Annotated in this window: 17 protein-coding genes and 1 pseudogene; 11 read left to right on the top strand and 7 right to left on the bottom strand. The window is 62.3% G+C overall.

Going from position 1 to position 17743, the window contains the following annotated elements:
* Positions 1-4: 4 nt before the first annotated feature.
* The 8 genes and pseudogenes from trbE to GO499_RS04060 all read left to right on the top strand — a co-directional run bounded on the left by trbE (position 5) and on the right by GO499_RS04060 (position 8378).
* Positions 5-2485, top strand: coding sequence for a conjugal transfer protein TrbE (trbE, locus tag GO499_RS04095; protein ID WP_161860991.1), 2481 nt, complete (start codon positions 5-7; stop codon positions 2483-2485).
* A complete protein-coding gene (gene trbJ, locus GO499_RS04090; RefSeq protein ID WP_161860990.1) occupies positions 2469-3251 on the top strand; it encodes a P-type conjugative transfer protein TrbJ in 783 nt (260 codons plus the stop codon). Before trbE ends, trbJ begins: the two co-directional genes overlap by 17 nt.
* A gap of 4 nt (positions 3252-3255) precedes the next feature.
* Positions 3256-4683, top strand: a complete 1428-nt coding sequence (trbL, locus tag GO499_RS04085; protein WP_284154888.1) for a P-type conjugative transfer protein TrbL — start codon at positions 3256-3258, stop codon at positions 4681-4683.
* A pseudogene (gene trbF / locus GO499_RS04080) lies at positions 4683-5366 on the top strand (conjugal transfer protein TrbF). The gene trbL and the pseudogene trbF overlap by 1 nt, the downstream one beginning before the upstream one ends.
* Complete coding sequence (trbG, locus tag GO499_RS04075; RefSeq protein ID WP_161860989.1) at positions 5363-6343, top strand: P-type conjugative transfer protein TrbG; 981 nt, start codon at positions 5363-5365, stop codon at positions 6341-6343. The pseudogene trbF and the gene trbG overlap by 4 nt, the downstream one beginning before the upstream one ends.
* 86 nt (positions 6344-6429) lie before the next feature.
* Entirely contained in the window at positions 6430-7539 is a 1110-nt protein-coding gene (locus GO499_RS04070) for a TraB/TrbI/VirB10 family type IV secretion system protein (RefSeq protein WP_161863832.1), read from the top strand.
* Positions 7536-7808, top strand: coding sequence for a DUF2274 domain-containing protein (locus tag GO499_RS04065; protein ID WP_149884418.1), 273 nt, complete (start codon positions 7536-7538; stop codon positions 7806-7808). The genes GO499_RS04070 and GO499_RS04065 overlap by 4 nt, the downstream gene beginning before the upstream one ends.
* Before the next feature lie 312 nt (positions 7809-8120).
* Positions 8121-8378, top strand: coding sequence for a hypothetical protein (locus tag GO499_RS04060; RefSeq protein ID WP_161860988.1), 258 nt, complete (start codon positions 8121-8123; stop codon positions 8376-8378).
* 316 nt (positions 8379-8694) lie between these two features.
* Here GO499_RS04060 and GO499_RS04055 read toward each other — a convergent pair whose 3' ends face one another.
* Positions 8695-9588, bottom strand: coding sequence for an MBL fold metallo-hydrolase (locus GO499_RS04055; protein ID WP_161860987.1), 894 nt, complete (start codon positions 9586-9588; stop codon positions 8695-8697).
* Between the two features lie 27 nt (positions 9589-9615).
* Positions 9616-10257: a DsbA family protein gene (locus tag GO499_RS04050; RefSeq protein WP_161860986.1), complete on the bottom strand. Its 642-nt coding sequence runs from the start codon at positions 10255-10257 to the stop codon at positions 9616-9618.
* Between the two features lie 96 nt (positions 10258-10353).
* Between GO499_RS04050 and GO499_RS04045 the strand changes: the two genes are divergently transcribed.
* The 3 genes from GO499_RS04045 to GO499_RS04035 all read left to right on the top strand — a co-directional run bounded on the left by GO499_RS04045 (position 10354) and on the right by GO499_RS04035 (position 12547).
* Complete coding sequence (locus GO499_RS04045) at positions 10354-11262, top strand: LysR family transcriptional regulator (protein ID WP_161860985.1); 909 nt, start codon at positions 10354-10356, stop codon at positions 11260-11262.
* Between the two features lie 312 nt (positions 11263-11574).
* The gene (locus GO499_RS04040; RefSeq protein ID WP_161860984.1) at positions 11575-12015 is read left to right on the top strand and encodes an SMI1/KNR4 family protein; all 441 of its coding nucleotides are present in this window, start codon (positions 11575-11577) and stop codon (positions 12013-12015) included.
* 1 nt (position 12016) lies between these two features.
* Positions 12017-12547, top strand: a complete 531-nt coding sequence (locus tag GO499_RS04035) for a hypothetical protein (RefSeq protein ID WP_161860983.1) — start codon at positions 12017-12019, stop codon at positions 12545-12547.
* A gap of 265 nt (positions 12548-12812) precedes the next feature.
* Here GO499_RS04035 and doeB read toward each other — a convergent pair whose 3' ends face one another.
* From doeB to GO499_RS04010, 5 genes are read right to left on the bottom strand one after another with little or no spacing between them, the layout of a single operon-like run.
* Positions 12813-13805 carry a N(2)-acetyl-L-2,4-diaminobutanoate deacetylase DoeB gene (gene doeB / locus GO499_RS04030; protein ID WP_161860982.1) on the bottom strand — a complete coding sequence of 331 codons (993 nt, stop codon included), beginning with the start codon at positions 13803-13805 and terminating at the stop codon, positions 12813-12815.
* A complete protein-coding gene (doeA, locus tag GO499_RS04025; protein ID WP_161860981.1) occupies positions 13802-14986 on the bottom strand; it encodes an ectoine hydrolase DoeA in 1185 nt (394 codons plus the stop codon). Before doeA ends, doeB begins: the two co-directional genes overlap by 4 nt.
* Complete coding sequence (locus tag GO499_RS04020; RefSeq protein WP_161860980.1) at positions 14983-15963, bottom strand: cyclodeaminase; 981 nt, start codon at positions 15961-15963, stop codon at positions 14983-14985. The genes doeA and GO499_RS04020 overlap by 4 nt, the downstream gene beginning before the upstream one ends.
* Positions 15960-16937 (bottom strand): hydroxyectoine utilization dehydratase EutB, encoded by a 978-nt coding sequence (gene eutB, locus GO499_RS04015; protein WP_161860979.1) that lies wholly within the window; start codon positions 16935-16937, stop codon positions 15960-15962. Before eutB ends, GO499_RS04020 begins: the two co-directional genes overlap by 4 nt.
* Positions 16934-17737, bottom strand: a complete 804-nt coding sequence (locus tag GO499_RS04010) for an aspartate racemase/maleate isomerase family protein (protein ID WP_161860978.1) — start codon at positions 17735-17737, stop codon at positions 16934-16936. The genes eutB and GO499_RS04010 overlap by 4 nt, the downstream gene beginning before the upstream one ends.
* Positions 17738-17743: the final 6 nt, after the last annotated feature.

Here is a 17743-nt window from a genome sequence, read left to right as displayed (position 1 = left end):
GCCGATGATGCGTCTCGCCGAATACCGCTCCAAATCCGCCCGACTGGCCGATTTTCTGCCCTGGGCTGCATTGATCGCGCCCGGCGCCATCCTGAACAAGGACGGCAGCCTGCAACGCACAGCGCGGTTTCGGGGGCCGGATCTGGAATCCGCCACGCCCGCCGAACTGGTCGCCACTTCGGCCCGGCTCAACAGCGCGCTCCGGCGGCTTGGCTCCGGCTGGACTGTCTTCTTAGAAGCGCAGCGTATACCAGCGCAGGACTACCCCGCCTCCAAGTTTCCCGATCCTGTCTCCGCCCTCGTCGATGCCGAACGGTGCGCGCAGTTCGAAGAAGCAGGGGCGCATTTCGAGAGCGCGTATTTCCTGACGCTGGTCTGGATGCCGCCCGCTGACGACGCGAGCCGCGCCGAAGGCTGGTTGCTGGAGAACGCCCCTGATCGCAGCACCAAGCCTCAGGATCTTGTCTCCAGCTTTGTCGGCCGCGCCGACCGGCTGACCGATCTGCTGGACGGGTTCATGCCGGAGATCGCCTGGCTCTCCGATGAAGATACCCTGACCTACCTGCATTCAACCGTTTCGACCCGGCGCCAACACGTCCGCGTGCCGGAGGTGCCGATGCATCTGGACGCGGTGCTGGCCGATGATCCGTTGGTGGGCGGACTGACACCTCGGCTCGGGGCCGCGCATCTCAAGACGCTGACCATTATCGGGCTGCCGAGCGCCACCTGGCCCGGACTGCTCGACGAGTTGAACACGCAGGGTTTCGAGTATCGCTGGTGCACGCGGGCGATCTGCCTCGACAAGACGGATGCTGCGCGAGTGTTCACCCGCATCCGCCGGCAGTGGTTCGCCAAGCGCAAGTCCGTGGCCGCGATCCTGAAAGAGGTGATGACCAACGAAGCCTCGACCCTGCTCGACAGCGACGCGGCCAACAAGGCAGCGGATGCCGACGAGGCACTGCAAGAACTCGGCGCCGATGTGGCGGGCGCGGCTTACGTAACCGCCACGATCACCATCTGGGACGAGGACGCAGCAGCCGCCGAGGCCAAGCTCAAGGCCGCCGAGAAGATCGTGCAGGGGCGCGATTTTACCTGCATCCCGGAATCGCTGAACGCGCTCGAGGCCTGGCTCGGCTCCCTGCCCGGCCATCTATACGCCAATGTCCGTCAGCCACCCATCTCGACGCTGAACCTCGCCCATATGATCCCGATCTCGGCGGTCTGGGCGGGGCCGGACCGGAACGACCATCTGGACGGCCCGCCACTGTTCCACGCCGAAACCGACGGCACGACCCCGTTCCGCTTCTCCACACATGTGGGCGATGTCGGCCATACCTTGATCGTCGGCCCGACCGGGGCGGGCAAATCGGTCCTGCTGGCCCTCATGGCGCTGCAGTTCCGGCGCTATGCCAGTGCCCAGGTCTTCGCCTTCGACTTCGGCGGCTCGATCCGCTGCGCCACGCTCGCCATGGGTGGCGATTGGGAAAACCTCGGAGATGCACTGGCCGACGAAGACCCCGCCGTGCAGCTGCAGCCGCTCGCCGGGATCGACGACGCGTCCGAACGCGCCTGGGCGCAGGACTGGCTCGCGGGAATCCTCGGGCGCGAAGGCGCGACGATCGACCCTGCTGCGCGGGACCATCTCTGGTCGGCTTTGAGCTCGCTCGCCTCGGCCCCGCGCGAGGAGCGCACACTGACCGGCCTCTCGGTCCTGCTGCAATCGACAGAACTCAAACGCGCTCTGAAACCCTTCTGCCTCGGCGGGCCTTTCGGACGGCTTCTCGATGCTGAGGCCGAAGACCTGGGCAGCGCGGACGTGCTCGCGTTTGAAACGGAGGGGCTGATCGGTTCCCCCGCCGCACCCGCCGTGCTCGCCTATCTCTTCCACCGGATCGAGGCACGCCTCGACGGCCGCCCCACGATGATCCTGATCGACGAGGGCTGGCTTGCGCTCGATGACGCCAATTTCGGCGGGCAGCTGCGCGAATGGCTGAAGACGTTGAGGAAGAAGAACGCTTCGGTGATCTTCGCCACCCAATCGCTGGCCGATATCGACGGGTCCCTCATCGCGCCCGCGATTGTCGAGAGCTGCCCCACGCGGATCTTCCTTCCCAACGAACGGGCCTTTGAGCCGCAGATCGCCCGGATCTACCAGAACTTCGGGCTGAACGACCGCCAGATCGACATCCTCGCCCGCGCGACGCCGAAGCGCGACTACTACTGCCAGTCGCGGCGGGGCAACCGGCTCTTCTCGCTGGGCCTCGGCGAGGTGGCTCTGGCCTTCACCGCCGCCGCCTCCAAGGCCGATCAGGCCGCAATCAGCAATCTTATCGCCACCCATGGCCGGGATGGCTTCGCCGCCGCCTGGCTGCGTCATCGCGGTCTTGATTGGGCCATCGACCTGCTCGGGCCCGACATCGCACCAGCCGATCCGACACCCCCTCACCCTGACCAAAAGGAGACAGAACATGACCCGCAATCCTGAGCGCCCTGCCCGGACCCGCAAACTCGCCGCCGCATTGATGGCCAGCGCCCTCGTCCTGACACCGGTTATATCGACACCCGCCCAGGCCTTCTTCTTCGGCGGCGGTGGGCGGATCGTCTACGACCCGCGGAACCATGCTGAAAACATCCTCTCGGCCGCCCGCGCGCTCGAGCAGATCAACAACCAGATCGCGCAGATCCAGAACCAGGCGCAGATGCTGATGAACGATGCGCTGAACCTCGCGAACCTTCCGCATTCCTCTCTGGCGCAGCTGCAGGACGCCATCGGCGAAACCCAGCGACTCTTAGCCGATGCCCAAAGCCTCGCCTTCGACGTGGCCACTATCGAACAGGCCTTCACGCAGGACTACGGTGCTGCCGCAGCTCAGGGCGATTTCGACGCGATGATCGCAGGCGCGCGCAAGCGGTGGGAGACCTCCGTCGCGGGCTTCGAAGACGCGTTGCGCGTGCAGGCCGGGGTCGTGGGCAATATCGACGGCGCGCGAACTCAGATGGACGCGCTCATCCGCGAAAGCCAAGGAGCCGTTGGGGCCCTGCAGGTCGCGCAGGCTGGCAACCAACTGCTCGCATTGCAATCGACACAGATCGCCGATCTGACGGCAGCCATCGCCGCGCAGAACCGTGCCGAAGCGCTGGAAGCCGCCCGGATCGCCTCCGCGGAGGCACAGGGCCGCGAGAACCTCGCCCGATTCCTCGATTACGGCGGCGGCTATTCCCCCGGCACCGTGCGCTTCTTCGGGGAGTAAGCGTATGGCCCTCGACACCCCGCGAATTCTGCGCCTTGTCGCCTTCGGTGTGGGCGGTCTCGCCGCCCTCGCCGCCGTGGTCGAACTGACACGCACGGTCCTGCCGGCCGACACCGGGCATGTGGTCAGGGATAACGCCTTGCGCGGCACCCTCGCGCGTTGCCGTGACCTGACGCCCGAAGACTACGCCACCGACACCGATTCCGGCTTCGGACTTCTCGGCGGCGACGTCGCCTTTCTCGCAACCACGCTGATCGTCATCGACATCACGCTGCTCGCGCTGTTCTGGGCCTGGGGTACGGATGACGACATCATCGCCCGGCTGGTGAAGAAGACACTCTTCGTCGGGGTCTTCGCCTATATCATCGGCAACTGGAACACGCTGGCCCGGATCGTCTTCGACAGTTTCGCGGGCCTTGGCCTGGTCGCCACCGGCGGCACGATCTCCGCCAGCGAGCTGCTGCAGCCCGGGCGCATCGCGCAGGTCGGGCTCGAGGCCGGGCAGCCGATCCTCGCCTCCATCGCCGACCTCTCCGGGTTCGTCGCCGTCTTCGAGAACTTCATCCAGATCGGGATCCTGTTCTTCGCCTGGCTGGTGGTCCTGCTCTCGTTCTTCATCCTCGCAATCCAGCTCTTTGTCACCCTGATCGAATTCAAGCTGGCCACGCTGGCAGGCTTCATCCTCGTGCCCTTCGGCCTGTTCAACAAGACCGCCTTCATGGCCGAACGCGTGCTGGGCCTCGTCATTTCTTCAGGCGTCAAGGTATTGGTGCTGGCCGTCATCGTCGGTATCGGCTCCACCATCTTCAGCGAGTTCACCGCCGGGTTTGCGGGTGAACCCACAATCAACGACGCGATGTCCGTGGTCCTTGGCGCGCTGGCGCTCCTCGCCCTCGGCATCTTCGGTCCCGGCATCGCCAATGGCATTGTCTCGGGTGGGCCGCAACTTGGCGCAGGGGCCGCGTTCGGCACCGGTATCGCCGTGGGCGGGGCCGCGGTCGCCGGTGTCGCCGGAACTCGGATGGCCCTTGGCACTGGCGGTGCCGCCCTGCGCGGTGCCAGCGCAGTCGGCAGCGGAACCGCTACTGCCTACCAGCTTGGCGCAGCATCGCGCAGCACGGCATTGGGCAAGTCCGTCGGTGGCGTGGCCGCAGTCGGAAAGACCGGTGCCGTCGCGGCATTCAGTCCGCTTCGGCGCGCGATCTCCGACGGTGCGCAGTCCGGCGCCCGCGCAGCCTATGCCGCAACCGGGGGACGGATGGCGGGTGGCGCCCTGCCCGCCCCGGCCAATGACGGCCCACCGGACTGGGCGCGCCGGATGAAGCGCCAGCAATCCCTCCAGCACGGCCTGTCGACGGCCGCCCATGCGCTCCGCTCCGGCGATCATGGCGGTGGCGGCACGGTCGTCAGCCTCTCCGAAAGGTCCTCCTGATGTTCCGACGACCCAGCGTCCGATACGGCACCACGCCCGAGCCCGTCACCCCCTACCAGAAGGCAGCCCAGGTCTGGGACGAGCGCATCGGCTCCGCCCGCGTCCAGGCCCGCAACTGGCGCCTCATGGCGCTCGGCTGCCTCGCTCTGTCCGCCGGGCTCAGCGCGGCCCTCGCCTGGCAATCGACGCGCAGCAGCGTCGTCCCCTACGTGGTCGAGGTGGACAACCTCGGTGCAGCCCAAGCCGTCGCCCCGGCGCTGGCCGAGTATCGCCCGACCGACCCGCAGATCGCCTGGCATCTCGCCCGTTTCGTCGAGAATGTCCGGCAGGTCCCGGCAGACCCTATCGTGCTGCGCCAGAGCTGACTCAGCGCCTATGACTTCGCCACGGATCGCGGAGCGATTGCGCTGAACGACTATGCCCGCGTGAACGATCCCTTCGCCATGGTCGGCGACACGCAGGTTTCAGTCGAGGTCTCAAGCGTCATCCGCGCCTCGGACACGAGCTTCCGCGTCGCCTGGGTCGAGCGCCGCTTTGAGAACGGCCAACTCGCTGCCACCGAACGATGGACCGCCATCCTCAGCGTCGTGGTTCAGCCGCCGCGCGATGCCGAGCGCCTGCGAGCCAACCCGCTCGGCGTCTATGTCCACGCCATCAACTGGTCGAAGGAGAGCGCCCAATGAGCCGATTGCCCCCCATGCCCGTCCTTCTCCTCGCGGCCACCGCGCTCACCGCCTGCACGGGCCAACGCCCGCCCGAGATCGCCTATGATGACCAGGTCCCGGCCCTTGCGCCACCGCCGGCACCACCTCCGGCCGACGGGCCGCCCCGCCCGGTCCACACGCCGCCCCCATGGACGCCCTCCCGCGGTGGCGATCCGGAAGCGGACACGCCGGAAGCGCGCATCATCGCCGCCAATGCCGCCGCCCGGGTCGAGCCCCGACAGCAGGGCTACTACAACGCGATGCAGGTGTTTCCGTGGAGCGAGGGCGCGCTCTACCAGGTCTATGCCGCACCCGGGCAGATCACGAATATCGCGCTCGAACCCGGCGAACGCCTGACCGGCCCCGGCCCGATCGCGGCCGGCGACACCACGCGCTGGATCATCGGCGACACAACCAGCGGGTCGGGCCGCACCGAGCGCGTCCATATCCTCGTCAAGCCCACCCGCCCCGACATCTCCACCAATCTCGTCGTAAACACCGACCGGCGCACCTACCAAATCGAGTTGCACGCAGACGAGGAGACCTGGATGCCCAGCGTCGCATGGGCCTATCCAGAGGTGCGATCCACGCCCCGCGCCCCGACCATCCGCCGCCCGGCGATCCCGCACGAGGCCGAACGGCACTACCGTTACGGCTTGCAGGGCGATGCCCCGCCCTGGCGGCCGGTCTCGGTCTTCGACGACGGGCGCCGTGTCTATGTCGTGTTCCCCCCCGGCATCGCCCAGGGCGAAATGCCTCCGCTCTTCGTGATCGGCGCGGATGGGCGCGGCCAGATCGTGAACACCCGCGTGCTCGGCAACGTCCTGATCGAGGACCGGCTGTTCGGGGCTGCAGAACTGCGTCTCGGCGAAAGACGACAGCAGGTCGTGCGGATCGTGCGTACGGATGGCGATCAGCGCCCGCCGCGTGCGCCCCAGCCAGAGGTGGAGCGATGAGACAAGTCCCTGATATGCAAGAGCCGCCACGGACCGAGGAAGAGATCGCCCATGAACTCCGTCTCAGGCCCGATCCGCCCCGTGTCATGCGCCTGTCCCGCCGGGCCATTGCCCTTGCCACCGCCATCGGCGGACTTGGCCTTGGCGCAATCCTGATCGTGGCCCTGCAGAACAACCGGCAGGAGGGCAACCAGACGGAGCTCTTTTCCACCGAACGCATTCAGGCGGCTGAAGGGCTGTCCTCACTTCCTCGGGATTACGCCGATGTCCCGCGTCTCGGCCCACCCTTGCCCGGTGAGTTGGGCCGCGCCATCCTTGGGGCGCAAGATCGCGGCCAGCCGGTCCCGGCACCGCCCCTTTCCGGTCCATTGGCCCCCACAGTCGATCCGGAGGAACAACGCCGTCTCCAGGAACTCGACGCCGCCCGGCTGAGCGCCCTTTTCGCCGAGGCGCAAACCGTGCCGCGCAGCGGAACACAGGCCACACCGACCTCCCCCGCGACCGGCGCGCTCTTCCCCTCCACATTGGGCAGCCCTACGGCAAGCGATCCGATTTCCGGCCGGGAGGCGTTCCTCACCCGTCCCGGAGACACGGACACCGTCAGTGCGCAACGCATAGTGCCGCCGCCCAGCCCCTACATCCTGCAGGCCGGCACGGTGATCCCGGCCGCCCTGATCACCGGCCTGCGCTCCGACCTTCCCGGCCAGATCTCGGCACAGGTGACGTCGAATGTCTTTGATAGCCCCTCAGGGCGGTACTTGCTGATCCCGCAAGGCGCTCGGCTTCTGGGAGAATACGACAGCCGCATCGCATCCGGGCAAAGCCGTCTGCTTCTGGTCTGGACCCGCCTCATCCTTCCGGATGGTCGCTCCATTGTGCTGGAGCGCGCGCCCGGCACTGACGGAACAGGCGCGTCCGGCCTGCAGGACCGGGTCAACTATCATTGGGGTCGCGTCTTCCTTGCTGCTGGCCTCGCCACGATCCTGAACCTCGGCCTGGAAAGTGGCGCAGAAACCGAAGACGATGTCGCCCGCGCCATCCGCGAGGCCGCGCAGGACACGATCGGACGGACCGGGGACGAGATCGTCCGCCAGCAGCTCGCCGTCCCGCCGACACTGACCATACGCCCGGGCTTCCCCGTCCGCGTCATGGTCACCCGCGACCTGATCCTCGAGCCCTTGGGAGAAGTCCGATGACGAAACTGAAGCTTGGCCCGATCCATGACGACAAGCCGGTCAAGCTGACCGTCGAACTTCCCGCTGATGTGCACCGTGACCTTTGCGACTACGCGGCTGTCCTGGGCCAACAGACCGGACAGGATCTTGAGCCCGCCCGCCTCGTCGCCCCCATGCTCGACCGCTTCATGGCCACGGACCGCGGGTTCGCTGCAGCGCGCAAGGCGGGATCGAGGGCTAACCGCAAGAAGCCAGACCCACCGAAGCCACTGGATTCCGATCAGGGCTAAGTATCTGTGAAATCGTAAGTCTCTTGGCGGATCGCATTGCACATGGATCGCACATAGGCACCCCCTACCTGCCTCAGGTTACTAGGGAGTCGGTCCGATCCTCCATCGGGGCAACCGATAAATGCGATGCTTTGAGAAGGTTATATTTTTTTCTTTATCAGCCATTTATCGCCTACAGCGCAGTCGTGTTCTCGTCTCTTTTGTTTTAATTTTCGCCCATTTCGGTCATGGTTTACAACATATGCTGTAGATGAAACCTCATGTTGTAACGCCATGGGTAGTATCATCAAGCGCATGCAGAAAGATGGCTGAGTGGCCTGGCTCGCCCAGATTGCCATTCGGCGGCGCGGAAAGACCGTCTTACGCGAAAACCGAACCTTTGAGTTACGCTCTACTGCGGGGGCTTGGATAGAAAAACGTGAAAAAGACCTCTCGAAGCCAACAATTCTCGAACACCTACTGGCCGCAGACACGCGTCGCCGTGATGTAACTCTGGGTGACGCGATCGATAAGTATGTTGAAGACAGCGCAAAGGTAATTGTCGGTCGGCAGGTGCAACGAGTAGCTTAGACTATGCCAGATCCTGCCCAAAGATCAGGGAATAGCTCAACCATCTCAGATGGCTGCTAAGGTTTGAACGTCAGGGCCACCGTGACGACGCGTGGCCCGAACCCGACCTTCGTTACGATGATCTGAGCCGCGACAACGCTGGCTCAAAAGCGCTCGCAAAAGATGGCGGGCACCATCGTCTCCGCCGTCGCCTTGGGTTCGAAGGTTTGCAATCTGTCGTTATCCGAAACGAAGCGAGAGCGGCCAAAACGAGTTGGCCGCTCTCTTTCGTCTGATTGTGCGAGTGGCACACGTCACGAAACGTGTCAGACGGGGATCAACCCCATGTCATCTCGCCGGTCAGAACCTTGGCACCGACGTTCAATGCTACGCTCATGCCGAGATCGGGATAGCGGGCGGTCATCGCGGCAATCAGATCTGCCGAACCATCTGCCTTGTCGAGTTCTTCCTCGACCGCCAGAAGATAGCTCTTGGTGAATTGCACGGCTTCCAGTCCCATCGGCGCTTCCAGCGTCATGTGGCCGGGCACGACAACCTGCGGGCTGCGAGCAATAATAGCGTCCAGATTGGCGATCCATGCGGCGCGCTGTTCCTTGGTCGGCGTGTCCGCGGTCCAGACATGCACGCCAGAGAACACCATCACGCCGCCAAACACCGCCTGCAGATCCTCGATCCACAGGTAGCGGCGGTTGGCCAGCCCATCGGCGGGAACGATTTCGATTGAATGGCCGTCTACCGTGAGCGTCCTGGTGTCATCTGCTTCGGGCATGACCACGTCTGCCACCGTCGCCGGGCCGTTCTCGCCAAGTTGCGGCCCCCAGGTTTCGACCTTTTTCGCCACATTGGCCTTGATGGCTGCGACGGTTTCGCTGGCTGCAATGATGCGGGCCTCGGGGAAGGCGTCGACGATCGGGCGCAGGCTGAAGTAGAAATCGGGATCGCTCTGGCTGATGTAGATCGTGGTCAGGCTCTTGCCCGTAGCCTCGATCTCTTTGGCCAATGCACGACCATCCGGCAAGGTGAACCCGCCGTCGATCAGCACAGCCTCGGTAGCGCCCTGGACCAGGACCGGCGCGCGGAAAAAGCCGCTCTCGCCGGCAGGGAAATGGGTCCAGGTCAGCCCGTTCGCATCGGCGAAAGAGAGTCCGGGTGCCATCATGGCAGCGGCCCCGGCTGCAGTGGTCAGTTTCAGGATGTCTCTGCGGTTCATGGGTTTTGTCCTTTGGTTGTAGGTGGATCAGCGCAGCTTGAGCGCGGCGCGAACAGCATCGGGGCCGGAATAGAGCGTGCTTGCATCCAGCGCGCCGCGCGTGCCCCCGGCTTCGGCAATGAGGGCAGGAACGCCCTGGAGCTGGAACGTCGTCATCAGGCTGCGGGCCTGTGCCGTGCGTCGGCGCACCAGGTCTGCAAGCCCAGTATCCGGGCTCAAGATACGCGCCGCGGCATCCGCAAGGCCGAGATCGGTCAGCACGTCCGCAACGACTGCCGCAGCGGTCACATCCTTGCCCGCGACATAGCGCGCGGATTGAATGGCCCGCAGTGTGTCGATAACGCGCTCCGGGTTGGTGTCAGCCACGGCCGTTACGGCCAGCGTGGCCACGGTAGAATCCAATGAGGCATCATCGGCGCCCAGCACGTTCTGACGGTAGGCTTCGGTGAACTTCTGGCCGCTGAGCGCGGCGATGCGCTGATCGTTGACCCAGGCCTGCGCCGCGAAGCTTTTCATCGGCCGCGCACCGCTGCCGGCGAAGAGGCCGGTGGCATGGGGCTGCAGGTCGATATCGGGCTGATCTGCCAGTGCACCGATGGTTGCCGACGCCCCGTAACACCAGCCGCAAAGCGGGTCGAAAAGGTAATGCAATGTCGCTGTCTGTGTCATGGTCTGTCTCCTTGGGCACCGAGATAGGCGCATCCGTTGCTGATGATAAGACAAACGATTTTGACAAAATGTATGCCAAAGATTAACAGTCGGCGCATGTCGAAAGCGCATAATCTGAACCGGCTGGCCTATTTTGCCGCCGTCGTCGAAACAGGGTCGTTCACCAATGCCGCCGACCGGCTTGGGGTGACCAAGGCCGTGGTCAGCAGTCAGGTGACCCAGCTGGAGCAGGAGCTGAAAGCAACGCTTCTGGTGCGCAACACGCGCAAGGTCAGCACCACCGAGGCGGGTCGACTGTTCTACACGCATTGCACGTCCATCCTCAATCAGGCGGAAGAGGCTTTTAGTGAGCTGTCGCAGCTTTCAGAGAAACCCGTGGGCACATTGCGCATGACCGCCCCGCATGATTACGGCACGGCGGTAATCGCCCCGCTTGTCGCTTCATTCCGGCGCCAATATCCTGATTGCCAGGTCGAGCTGTATCTTGGCGATGATCATAGCGATCTGATGGCAGGCGATCTTGATCTGGCTATTCGGATCGGGTGGCTGCGCGATTCGACGCTTTTGGCGCGCAAACTGGGTGGGTTCAGACAGGTTCTAGTCGGCGCGGGAGCCAACTCGGGTCAGTTCGATCGTATCCGACATCCAGACGATCTTGCTGCTGCCCCCTTCATCGCAAACAAGGCGCTGTCCGACCCGCTGCAATGGCAGTTTCAAGGCGCTGACGGCGACACGGTTACCGCGAAGTTGCAAAGCCATCTCTCAATCGACAGTGCGCCCGCGATCATGGCCGCCGTAAAGGAGGGCGCGGGTTTGGCGATCTTGCCCGATTATCTGGTGCAGGAACATGTCGCCTCGGGCTTGCTGACCCGGATCTTACCCGAATGGCACTTGCCCGAAGGGGGGATCTTCGCGGTGCTTCCTGCGTCGAAATTCCGCGCAGCAAAGGTGAGCGCCTTTACCGAAATGCTGCGCCATGCGGAAAAGGCGCGGCGCAGGCGCTGATCCTTCAGCTGTTGCGCGACACAAGTATCCATGCCGCCTGTATCCGCGTCCATGAAGATTGTTCACGTTTCTTGGCGCACCGATGGCGACGGCTGCACACTCTGCCGTGAAAAAAGTTCCATATGCACGATACGGCACTGCAGAACAACGCTTTCGAGACTTGACGCGGTGTGGATTGACAAGAAATGTCAGCGCATGAACGGCGCGAAGGATGACGGCTGGCGATTGGCAAAGCGATCCTTGCAAACCGGGTTTCACGGACCGTGGCGCAGCAGCGGACTACGTTCCAACCGGCGCGCGAGAGACCCTGAAATGAGCACTGATCACAAGCCCACGCCGCCTTCCCTCTCCCCCGATACGCTGGACCTACTGGAACGCGTGTTCGAAGCGCGGCTTCCCCCTGCCTATCGTGACTGGCTTGCCACGCGGAACGGGCAAACGCCCGAAAACCGGCTCATCCAGTTCATGGAGAACGGACGCGAGACGGGCACCACCCTGCACGCGCTCTATGCCGTGAATGCCCAACACAGCTACGATGACCTTTGGCATTACAACGCGCACTTTGGCCAGGAACTGCGTCCGTGGTATCTGAGCATCGGAAGAGATGATGGCGGCAACCAGATCGTCATCGCATTGAAGGGACCTAACCACGGGAAAATCTTGTTCCGCGATCATGAAGTTCCGCTTGACGTGGGATTGCACGTCATCGCGCCCAATTTCGATGCGTTCATAGCTGAATTGAAGACAGGCTGACATGCGCAAATGCACCTACTTCTATGCGACCCCCGACGATTTCCATAGCCTGATGGATCTGGTCGAAGCGCAGGAGACTTTCGTCTACGCCGTTCATCCGGACTGCAATTCGCCGGACGTTCTTTTCTATGATCGGTCGCGCGAAATACCCCATCTTCTGCGCATGTTCCCAGGTCATTTCGAGCACAGTCTTTACCTTGTGCCGCCGGGCACCAGGGTTCAGGCCTCTGCGTTCCAGAATTACAAGGGCGTGCAATATGCGTTCCGACCACCGGAGGTCTCTTCCGCCGTCGTCATCCAGCTCCATGGTGAGCATCCCGACGGTGCCCTGATCCGGTCGAATTTCTGGGCTCACGGAACTGCGACAGACGTCTTGCGGCTCGAGGCCGCTCTCTTTCGCAATATGCGACGCACCTTCCACAACATGGCCGGGCCGAAGGTCGGTCCCAATGCTTATGCTCAGCTTCTATCCGGACGGAGATTGACATGGAGCATCAAGGCTCCGCCAGGGGCTGATTTGCGGGTCGATTGAAGATCGCAAAGGACGGACGTGAGAGGCACTTGCATCCAATTCCTGTACAAGGCGGCCATCGATGCACGACCGCAGGCCAACTCGAGTATTAAAGCTGATAGTCGCTCACCAATAATGCCGTCCGAGATTCAGGCGTTAGTGCGCCGCGCCGCGATCAGCCTAAACGAACCAAATTGATACGTACCAGATTATCGACGTTAATATTTGCAAACGCTTATTGCTTCTGAGCGGCAATTTTCCGGGGATCGAGAGCGCAACGACGCCGTCACTCCACGGGGACGGCTATTAACCCAACGCAGTCACCGACTTTGACCAGCCCTGGAACGTGGCGGGCCGCAAGGACGCCATCGCGCCTTGCCAAACATGGCACCGGGTCTGTACCGCAGCGATCAGCGGGCCAAATGCGGGCAATTGGCCGCCCCTCTTCGACTGTGTCACCGAGATCGATCAGGTACTCAATTAGCCCCGCGCCCATGGCGAACTGAAAACATCGTTCATCAGGCATGTCGAGTTCAATCGTGGCAGCAACTTCTGGTGCACCCGATAAAATTCCGACGTGGCAGAGCAGGTTGCGAACTCCCTTCCGGGCTATAGCGACACTACGCGCCGTGGCGGTTCCCGCGCCGCCAAGCTCGGTTGTCACGAAGATCTTGCCCTGCTCTTCCACTTCTGTATCGAACATTCCTCCGGAATCGATTTCCAGCATTCGCACCGAATAGGGGGCGTTGAATGCCTGCATTGCCTCCATGCAGGCCGCCTCCTGAGATTTGTCTGCCAGTATATGCGCTGCTGCAAAAGGTAGAAAGTCCAGCGTCCGCCCGCCGGAGTGAAAGTCGAGAACTACATCAGCTGACGGTACGAGTTCGGTAGCCACGTAATGCGCAATTTTTTGCGTCACCGTTCCGTCCGGGCGCCCGGGAAAACTGCGATTCAGGTTACCGCCATCAATCGGCGAGCAGCGCAATCCGGCAGTAAAGGCGGGAAGGTTCATCATCGGCAGGATGATGACCCGGCCGCGAATTTCCTCCGGCTTCAGGAACCTCGCCAATTCCTGAAGGGCAATCGGGCCTTCATATTCGTCGCCGTGATTCCCACCTGTCAGCAACGCCGTTGGACCGTCGCCATTGGCGATCACGCTGATCGGGATCATGACTGAACCCCAGGCGCTATCATCGCGGCTGTAGGGAAGTTTCAGAAAACCGTGATGCGCGCCTTGGGCATCCAACGGAATTGTCGGCGCAATCGGATTTACAGTCATCCTTTCACCCAGAGTTCACGGGGCGTGGAGCAAAGGCATTCGTGGCCGTCATCAGTAATCAGTATCGGTTCAGTGATCTCGAGCCCGCCATCGTCGAGCCAAAGGGCAGGCATGAAGTGGAACGTCATGCCCGGCTCCAACACCGAGGTATCACCACGACGGAACGAAATGGTGCGCTCGCCCCAGTCAGGCGGATAACTTATGCCGATGGCATAACCGCAACGGCTATCTTTCTCGAACCCTGCCTTGTTGAGCGTCGCGTTGAAGGCGTTGGCGATGTCCTGAGCCTGATTGCCCGGCTTGGCCTTTTCCAACCCCGCCTCAATGGCGTCCAGCACGGCAGCCTCGGCATCGCGGTATTTCTGCGGCACTTCGCCCAGGAACAACGTGCGAGATTGCGGGCACTGGTAACGCCTGTGCGCCCCGGCAATTTCAAAGAAGGTGGCCTCGCCAATTTCCAGCGGTCGGTCGTCCCATGTCAGATGTGGCGCTGTGGCGTCGAGACCGGAAGGTGCCATCGGGACAATTGCCGGATAATCCCCCCAGTATCCGTAGGCGCCGCGAATGCCGGTGGCGTAGATCTCTGCGATCAGGTCATTCTTGCGCATTCCTGGTTCAGCGACTTCCAGAATTTGCTCGTGCATGGCTTCAACGATACGCGCAGCGCGCTGCATGTATTCGATTTCTCGCTCGGATTTAACCGCGCGCTGCCAGTTCACCAGCCCGGTCACGTCTTTCAGTGTCGCCTTGGACAGCTTTTTTTTCAGACATTCGTGTGCCGTGGCGGAGTAATAGTAGTTGTCCATCTCCACCCCGATGCGCTTGTCCTCGAGGCCAAGTTCGCCAAGCAGCCCTGCGAGGTCTTCCATCGGGTGTTTGTCAGGGTTCTGCACGTATGTATCGTCATAGCCGCGAATTGCATCTTCACCGTCCATGAAGACTGTCCTCCGGGCACCAAGGGCATCCATAGCCCGGCCCCACCAGACGGGCTCTCCTTCCAGGGTCAGGATCACGCCCTGAAAGACATAGAAGGACCAGCCGTCATAGCCCGTCAGCCAGGACATGTTGGATGGGTCGCTGACAAAGATCGCGTCCAGCCCTTTCTTGGACATGGCCGCGCGGGTCTTGGCAAGACGGCGCTCGTATTCTTCGGTGGTGAAGTTCTTTTCAAAAGTGGTCATCGGGCGTTGCCCCTCGTTGAAATTGCCGCAAGCGCATGGGTTGCGATGGCGGTGTCCTGAGCGCCAGTGCCGGTAAGATCGGCAATCGTGATATCATCCGGGCTGCCGCGACCTGGGGCACTACCGCAAAGTATGTCACCCAGTTCGGCGAAGTCGCGATCCTGAACGACGAAACCTGCGTCAATCGCGGCGCGCAACTCACCCATTTTGCGGGTTTGCGACAGACGATCGGGCACGTAGAGATCAGCGCGCTTAAAGCAGGCAGGATCAAGTTCGGACTTGCCCGGTTGATCGGAACCCATTGCCGTGACATGCTGACCCGGACGAAGCCAGTCAGCCATCACAAGCGGATCGGCCGACGGGGTCGTTGTGACGATTATGTCAGCACCGGTGATCGTGCCTTCACAATCGGTTGTCGATTCAACCACAATACCCAGATTCTCAGCGCAATCTCGCGCCGCCTGTGCAGCTTTTTCTGCGTTGCGAGCCCATATCACGGCACGTTCTACGGGCCGGACAAGTGTCAGAGCCTGCAATTGCATCCGCGCCTGCGTGCCAGCACCCAAGATTACTACGTGCTTCGCGTCCTTGCGAGACAGCGCCCTCGCGGCAACTGCCCCAGCCGCTGCAGTTCGCACGTCTGTCAGGTAGCCATTGTCCAGAAATACTGCCTGAACCTGTCCAGTCTCTGCGGAGAACAGGATCATCAAACCAGAAGTCGAAGGCAGGCCGCGCGCCGGATTGTCGAAGAAGCCGGGCGAGACTTTGACCGCAAAACCGGAAAATCCTGGCAGGTAGGCGGTCTTGATATCCACCTCACCATTCGCTCGCGGCAGATGCATAGATAGCACGGGCGGCATCACCACACCTTCGTCGGTTAAGGCTCTAAACGCGGCGTCTATGCAATCCACTGCCGCCAAGTCCAACGGCACTGCTTTGCGCAACCGGGTCTCGTCGATCACATGAATGCCGCTCATGTCATACCTCCACAAACCAGACGCTGGTGCTCTGCAAGATCGATATTGCCGCCACTCAATATCAGCGCCAGAGGCCCCTGCGCAGAGACCTTGCCCGCCAGCACCGCCGCGACACCAACCGCCCCCGCACCTTCCACGATCTGGCGCTCTTTTGCATAACAATGCCGAATGCCCTCGGCGATTTCGTTCTCGCTCAGCAGGATAACATCGTCGACGAGATCCATCGTCATAGAAAAGGTCAGTCGGTTCTCCAATCCGATGCCGCCACCGAGCGAGTCCGCGAGGCTTGGCAGTTCTTCGACCTCGACAGGCCTACCCGCGACCAGGGAAGCATACATCGCAGCTCCGCGTTCCATAGAAACGCCGACGATACGGGCTTCAGGTTTGCGGGCTTTGATTGCCGCCGCGACTCCGGAGATCAGACCGCCACCAGAAAGCTGGACCAATACGGTGGCGAGATCAGGCACATCTTCGAGAAGCTCCAGCCCCAATGTGCCCTGCCCTGCGATCACATCGCGATGGTCAAATGGTGGGATCATTGTCAAGCCACCCTCGGCGACGAGGCGGTCAACCTCCCTTTGCGCTTCGTCTTGAGATTTCCCGATGATGCGGATATCCGCGCCCTCGGCTGCGATTCCGTCGATCTTGGCCTGTGGCACAAGTTCAGACATACAGATCGTGGCGCGCGAGCCTGCGGCGCGGGCAGCATACGCCAATGCCCGACCGTGATTGCCGGTCGAAACCGCTACAATGCCACGCACCAGCGCGGCGTCGTCGAGTGATAAAATTGCGTTCATTGCTCCGCGTAGCTTGAAGCTGCCGGTGATCTGCTGGTGCTCCAGTTTCAGGTGTACCGGTTGTCCAGCCCGTTCTGAGAGCGATACGGACGGTTCAACGAAGGTTCGCCGGACATGGTCAGCTATGCGAATGCGCGCGGCGTTGATTTCAACAACGCTGACGCAGTTGGCCCTCATTTGAACAAATCGCCAGACGGTGCAGGCAGTCCGAACAGCCTTCCAACACCCTCTGTTCTTGATGTTTGTTGCGACAGTCCCGCAAGACCGCGCAGCGCCCACAGTGTCGCCTGGTTCGAGCCAACAACCGGTTTTCGGATCCTTGCCTCGATAGCGTCGATCACGTCGAGCGAAGGCATTGCGGTGCACGAAAGAAAGACCGCATCGACGCTGTCGCTATCCAGCGACACAGCAGCCTCAATAAGAGTGTCCTTTTCCAGCCGTGCCATGTCGCGGTCGTCGGCAAGACCAAAACAGGCGCTCCTTTCGATATTGATGCCATTGCGTTCAAAGTAGTCGACCATCGGGGCGGTTGTCTCCGGCAGATAGGGCGTTAGCAGCGCAGCGCGGTCCGCACCAAGTGCCTTGAGTGCAGCAACCGCAGCCCCGGAAGGCGTCACCACAGGCACTCCGGGATGGACGTTGCCAATCGCCTCCGCAACGACGCGGTTGCTGATCGTTACCGAGGCAGCCGTACAGGCAAACGCAATAGCTGCCAACTTGGCCCCTGGCACAATCAGCGCGGCGGCCGAGGCGATCTTTGGACCCATCGCGCTAAGGTTCTCGGGCGTAGTTGGGTTATCAAACTGAATGCGTGCGACATGAACAACTGCTTCGTTCCACCCTATCAACCGCGCGGCATCCCGTTCAAACGTCAGATCCGTCGCGAGCGCGATAACCCCAAGCCTTGGCAGATCCTCATCCGGTGGGTGGCAGCGAGGTTGAATAGTTTTGGGCAGCGCCCAGCGCGAGGCGACCACAGCGGC

The organism is Algicella marina, from assembly GCF_009931615.1.
In the GTDB taxonomy this organism is placed as follows: Bacteria; Pseudomonadota; Alphaproteobacteria; order Rhodobacterales; family Rhodobacteraceae; genus Algicella; species Algicella marina.
The sequence above is the reverse complement of the archived record's forward strand: the minus strand, read 5'-3'. Positions and strand labels throughout refer to the sequence as shown.

Coding starts and splice junctions, on each gene's coding strand:
- trbE (WP_161860991.1), top strand. CDS start 5: ATGATGCGTCTCGCCGAATACCGCTCCAAATCCGCCCGACTGGCCGAT.
- trbJ (WP_161860990.1), top strand. CDS start 2,469: ATGACCCGCAATCCTGAGCGCCCTGCCCGGACCCGCAAACTCGCCGCC.
- trbL (WP_284154888.1), top strand. CDS start 3,256: ATGGCCCTCGACACCCCGCGAATTCTGCGCCTTGTCGCCTTCGGTGTG.
- trbG (WP_161860989.1), top strand. CDS start 5,363: ATGAGCCGATTGCCCCCCATGCCCGTCCTTCTCCTCGCGGCCACCGCG.
- GO499_RS04070 (WP_161863832.1), top strand. CDS start 6,430: ATGCGCCTGTCCCGCCGGGCCATTGCCCTTGCCACCGCCATCGGCGGA.
- GO499_RS04065 (WP_149884418.1), top strand. CDS start 7,536: ATGACGAAACTGAAGCTTGGCCCGATCCATGACGACAAGCCGGTCAAG.
- GO499_RS04055 (WP_161860987.1), bottom strand. CDS start 9,588: ATGAACCGCAGAGACATCCTGAAACTGACCACTGCAGCCGGGGCCGCT.
- GO499_RS04050 (WP_161860986.1), bottom strand. CDS start 10,257: ATGACACAGACAGCGACATTGCATTACCTTTTCGACCCGCTTTGCGGC.
- GO499_RS04045 (WP_161860985.1), top strand. CDS start 10,354: ATGTCGAAAGCGCATAATCTGAACCGGCTGGCCTATTTTGCCGCCGTC.
- GO499_RS04040 (WP_161860984.1), top strand. CDS start 11,575: ATGAGCACTGATCACAAGCCCACGCCGCCTTCCCTCTCCCCCGATACG.
- GO499_RS04035 (WP_161860983.1), top strand. CDS start 12,017: ATGCGCAAATGCACCTACTTCTATGCGACCCCCGACGATTTCCATAGC.
- doeB (WP_161860982.1), bottom strand. CDS start 13,805: ATGACTGTAAATCCGATTGCGCCGACAATTCCGTTGGATGCCCAAGGC.
- doeA (WP_161860981.1), bottom strand. CDS start 14,986: ATGACCACTTTTGAAAAGAACTTCACCACCGAAGAATACGAGCGCCGT.
- GO499_RS04020 (WP_161860980.1), bottom strand. CDS start 15,963: ATGAGCGGCATTCATGTGATCGACGAGACCCGGTTGCGCAAAGCAGTG.
- eutB (WP_161860979.1), bottom strand. CDS start 16,937: ATGAGGGCCAACTGCGTCAGCGTTGTTGAAATCAACGCCGCGCGCATT.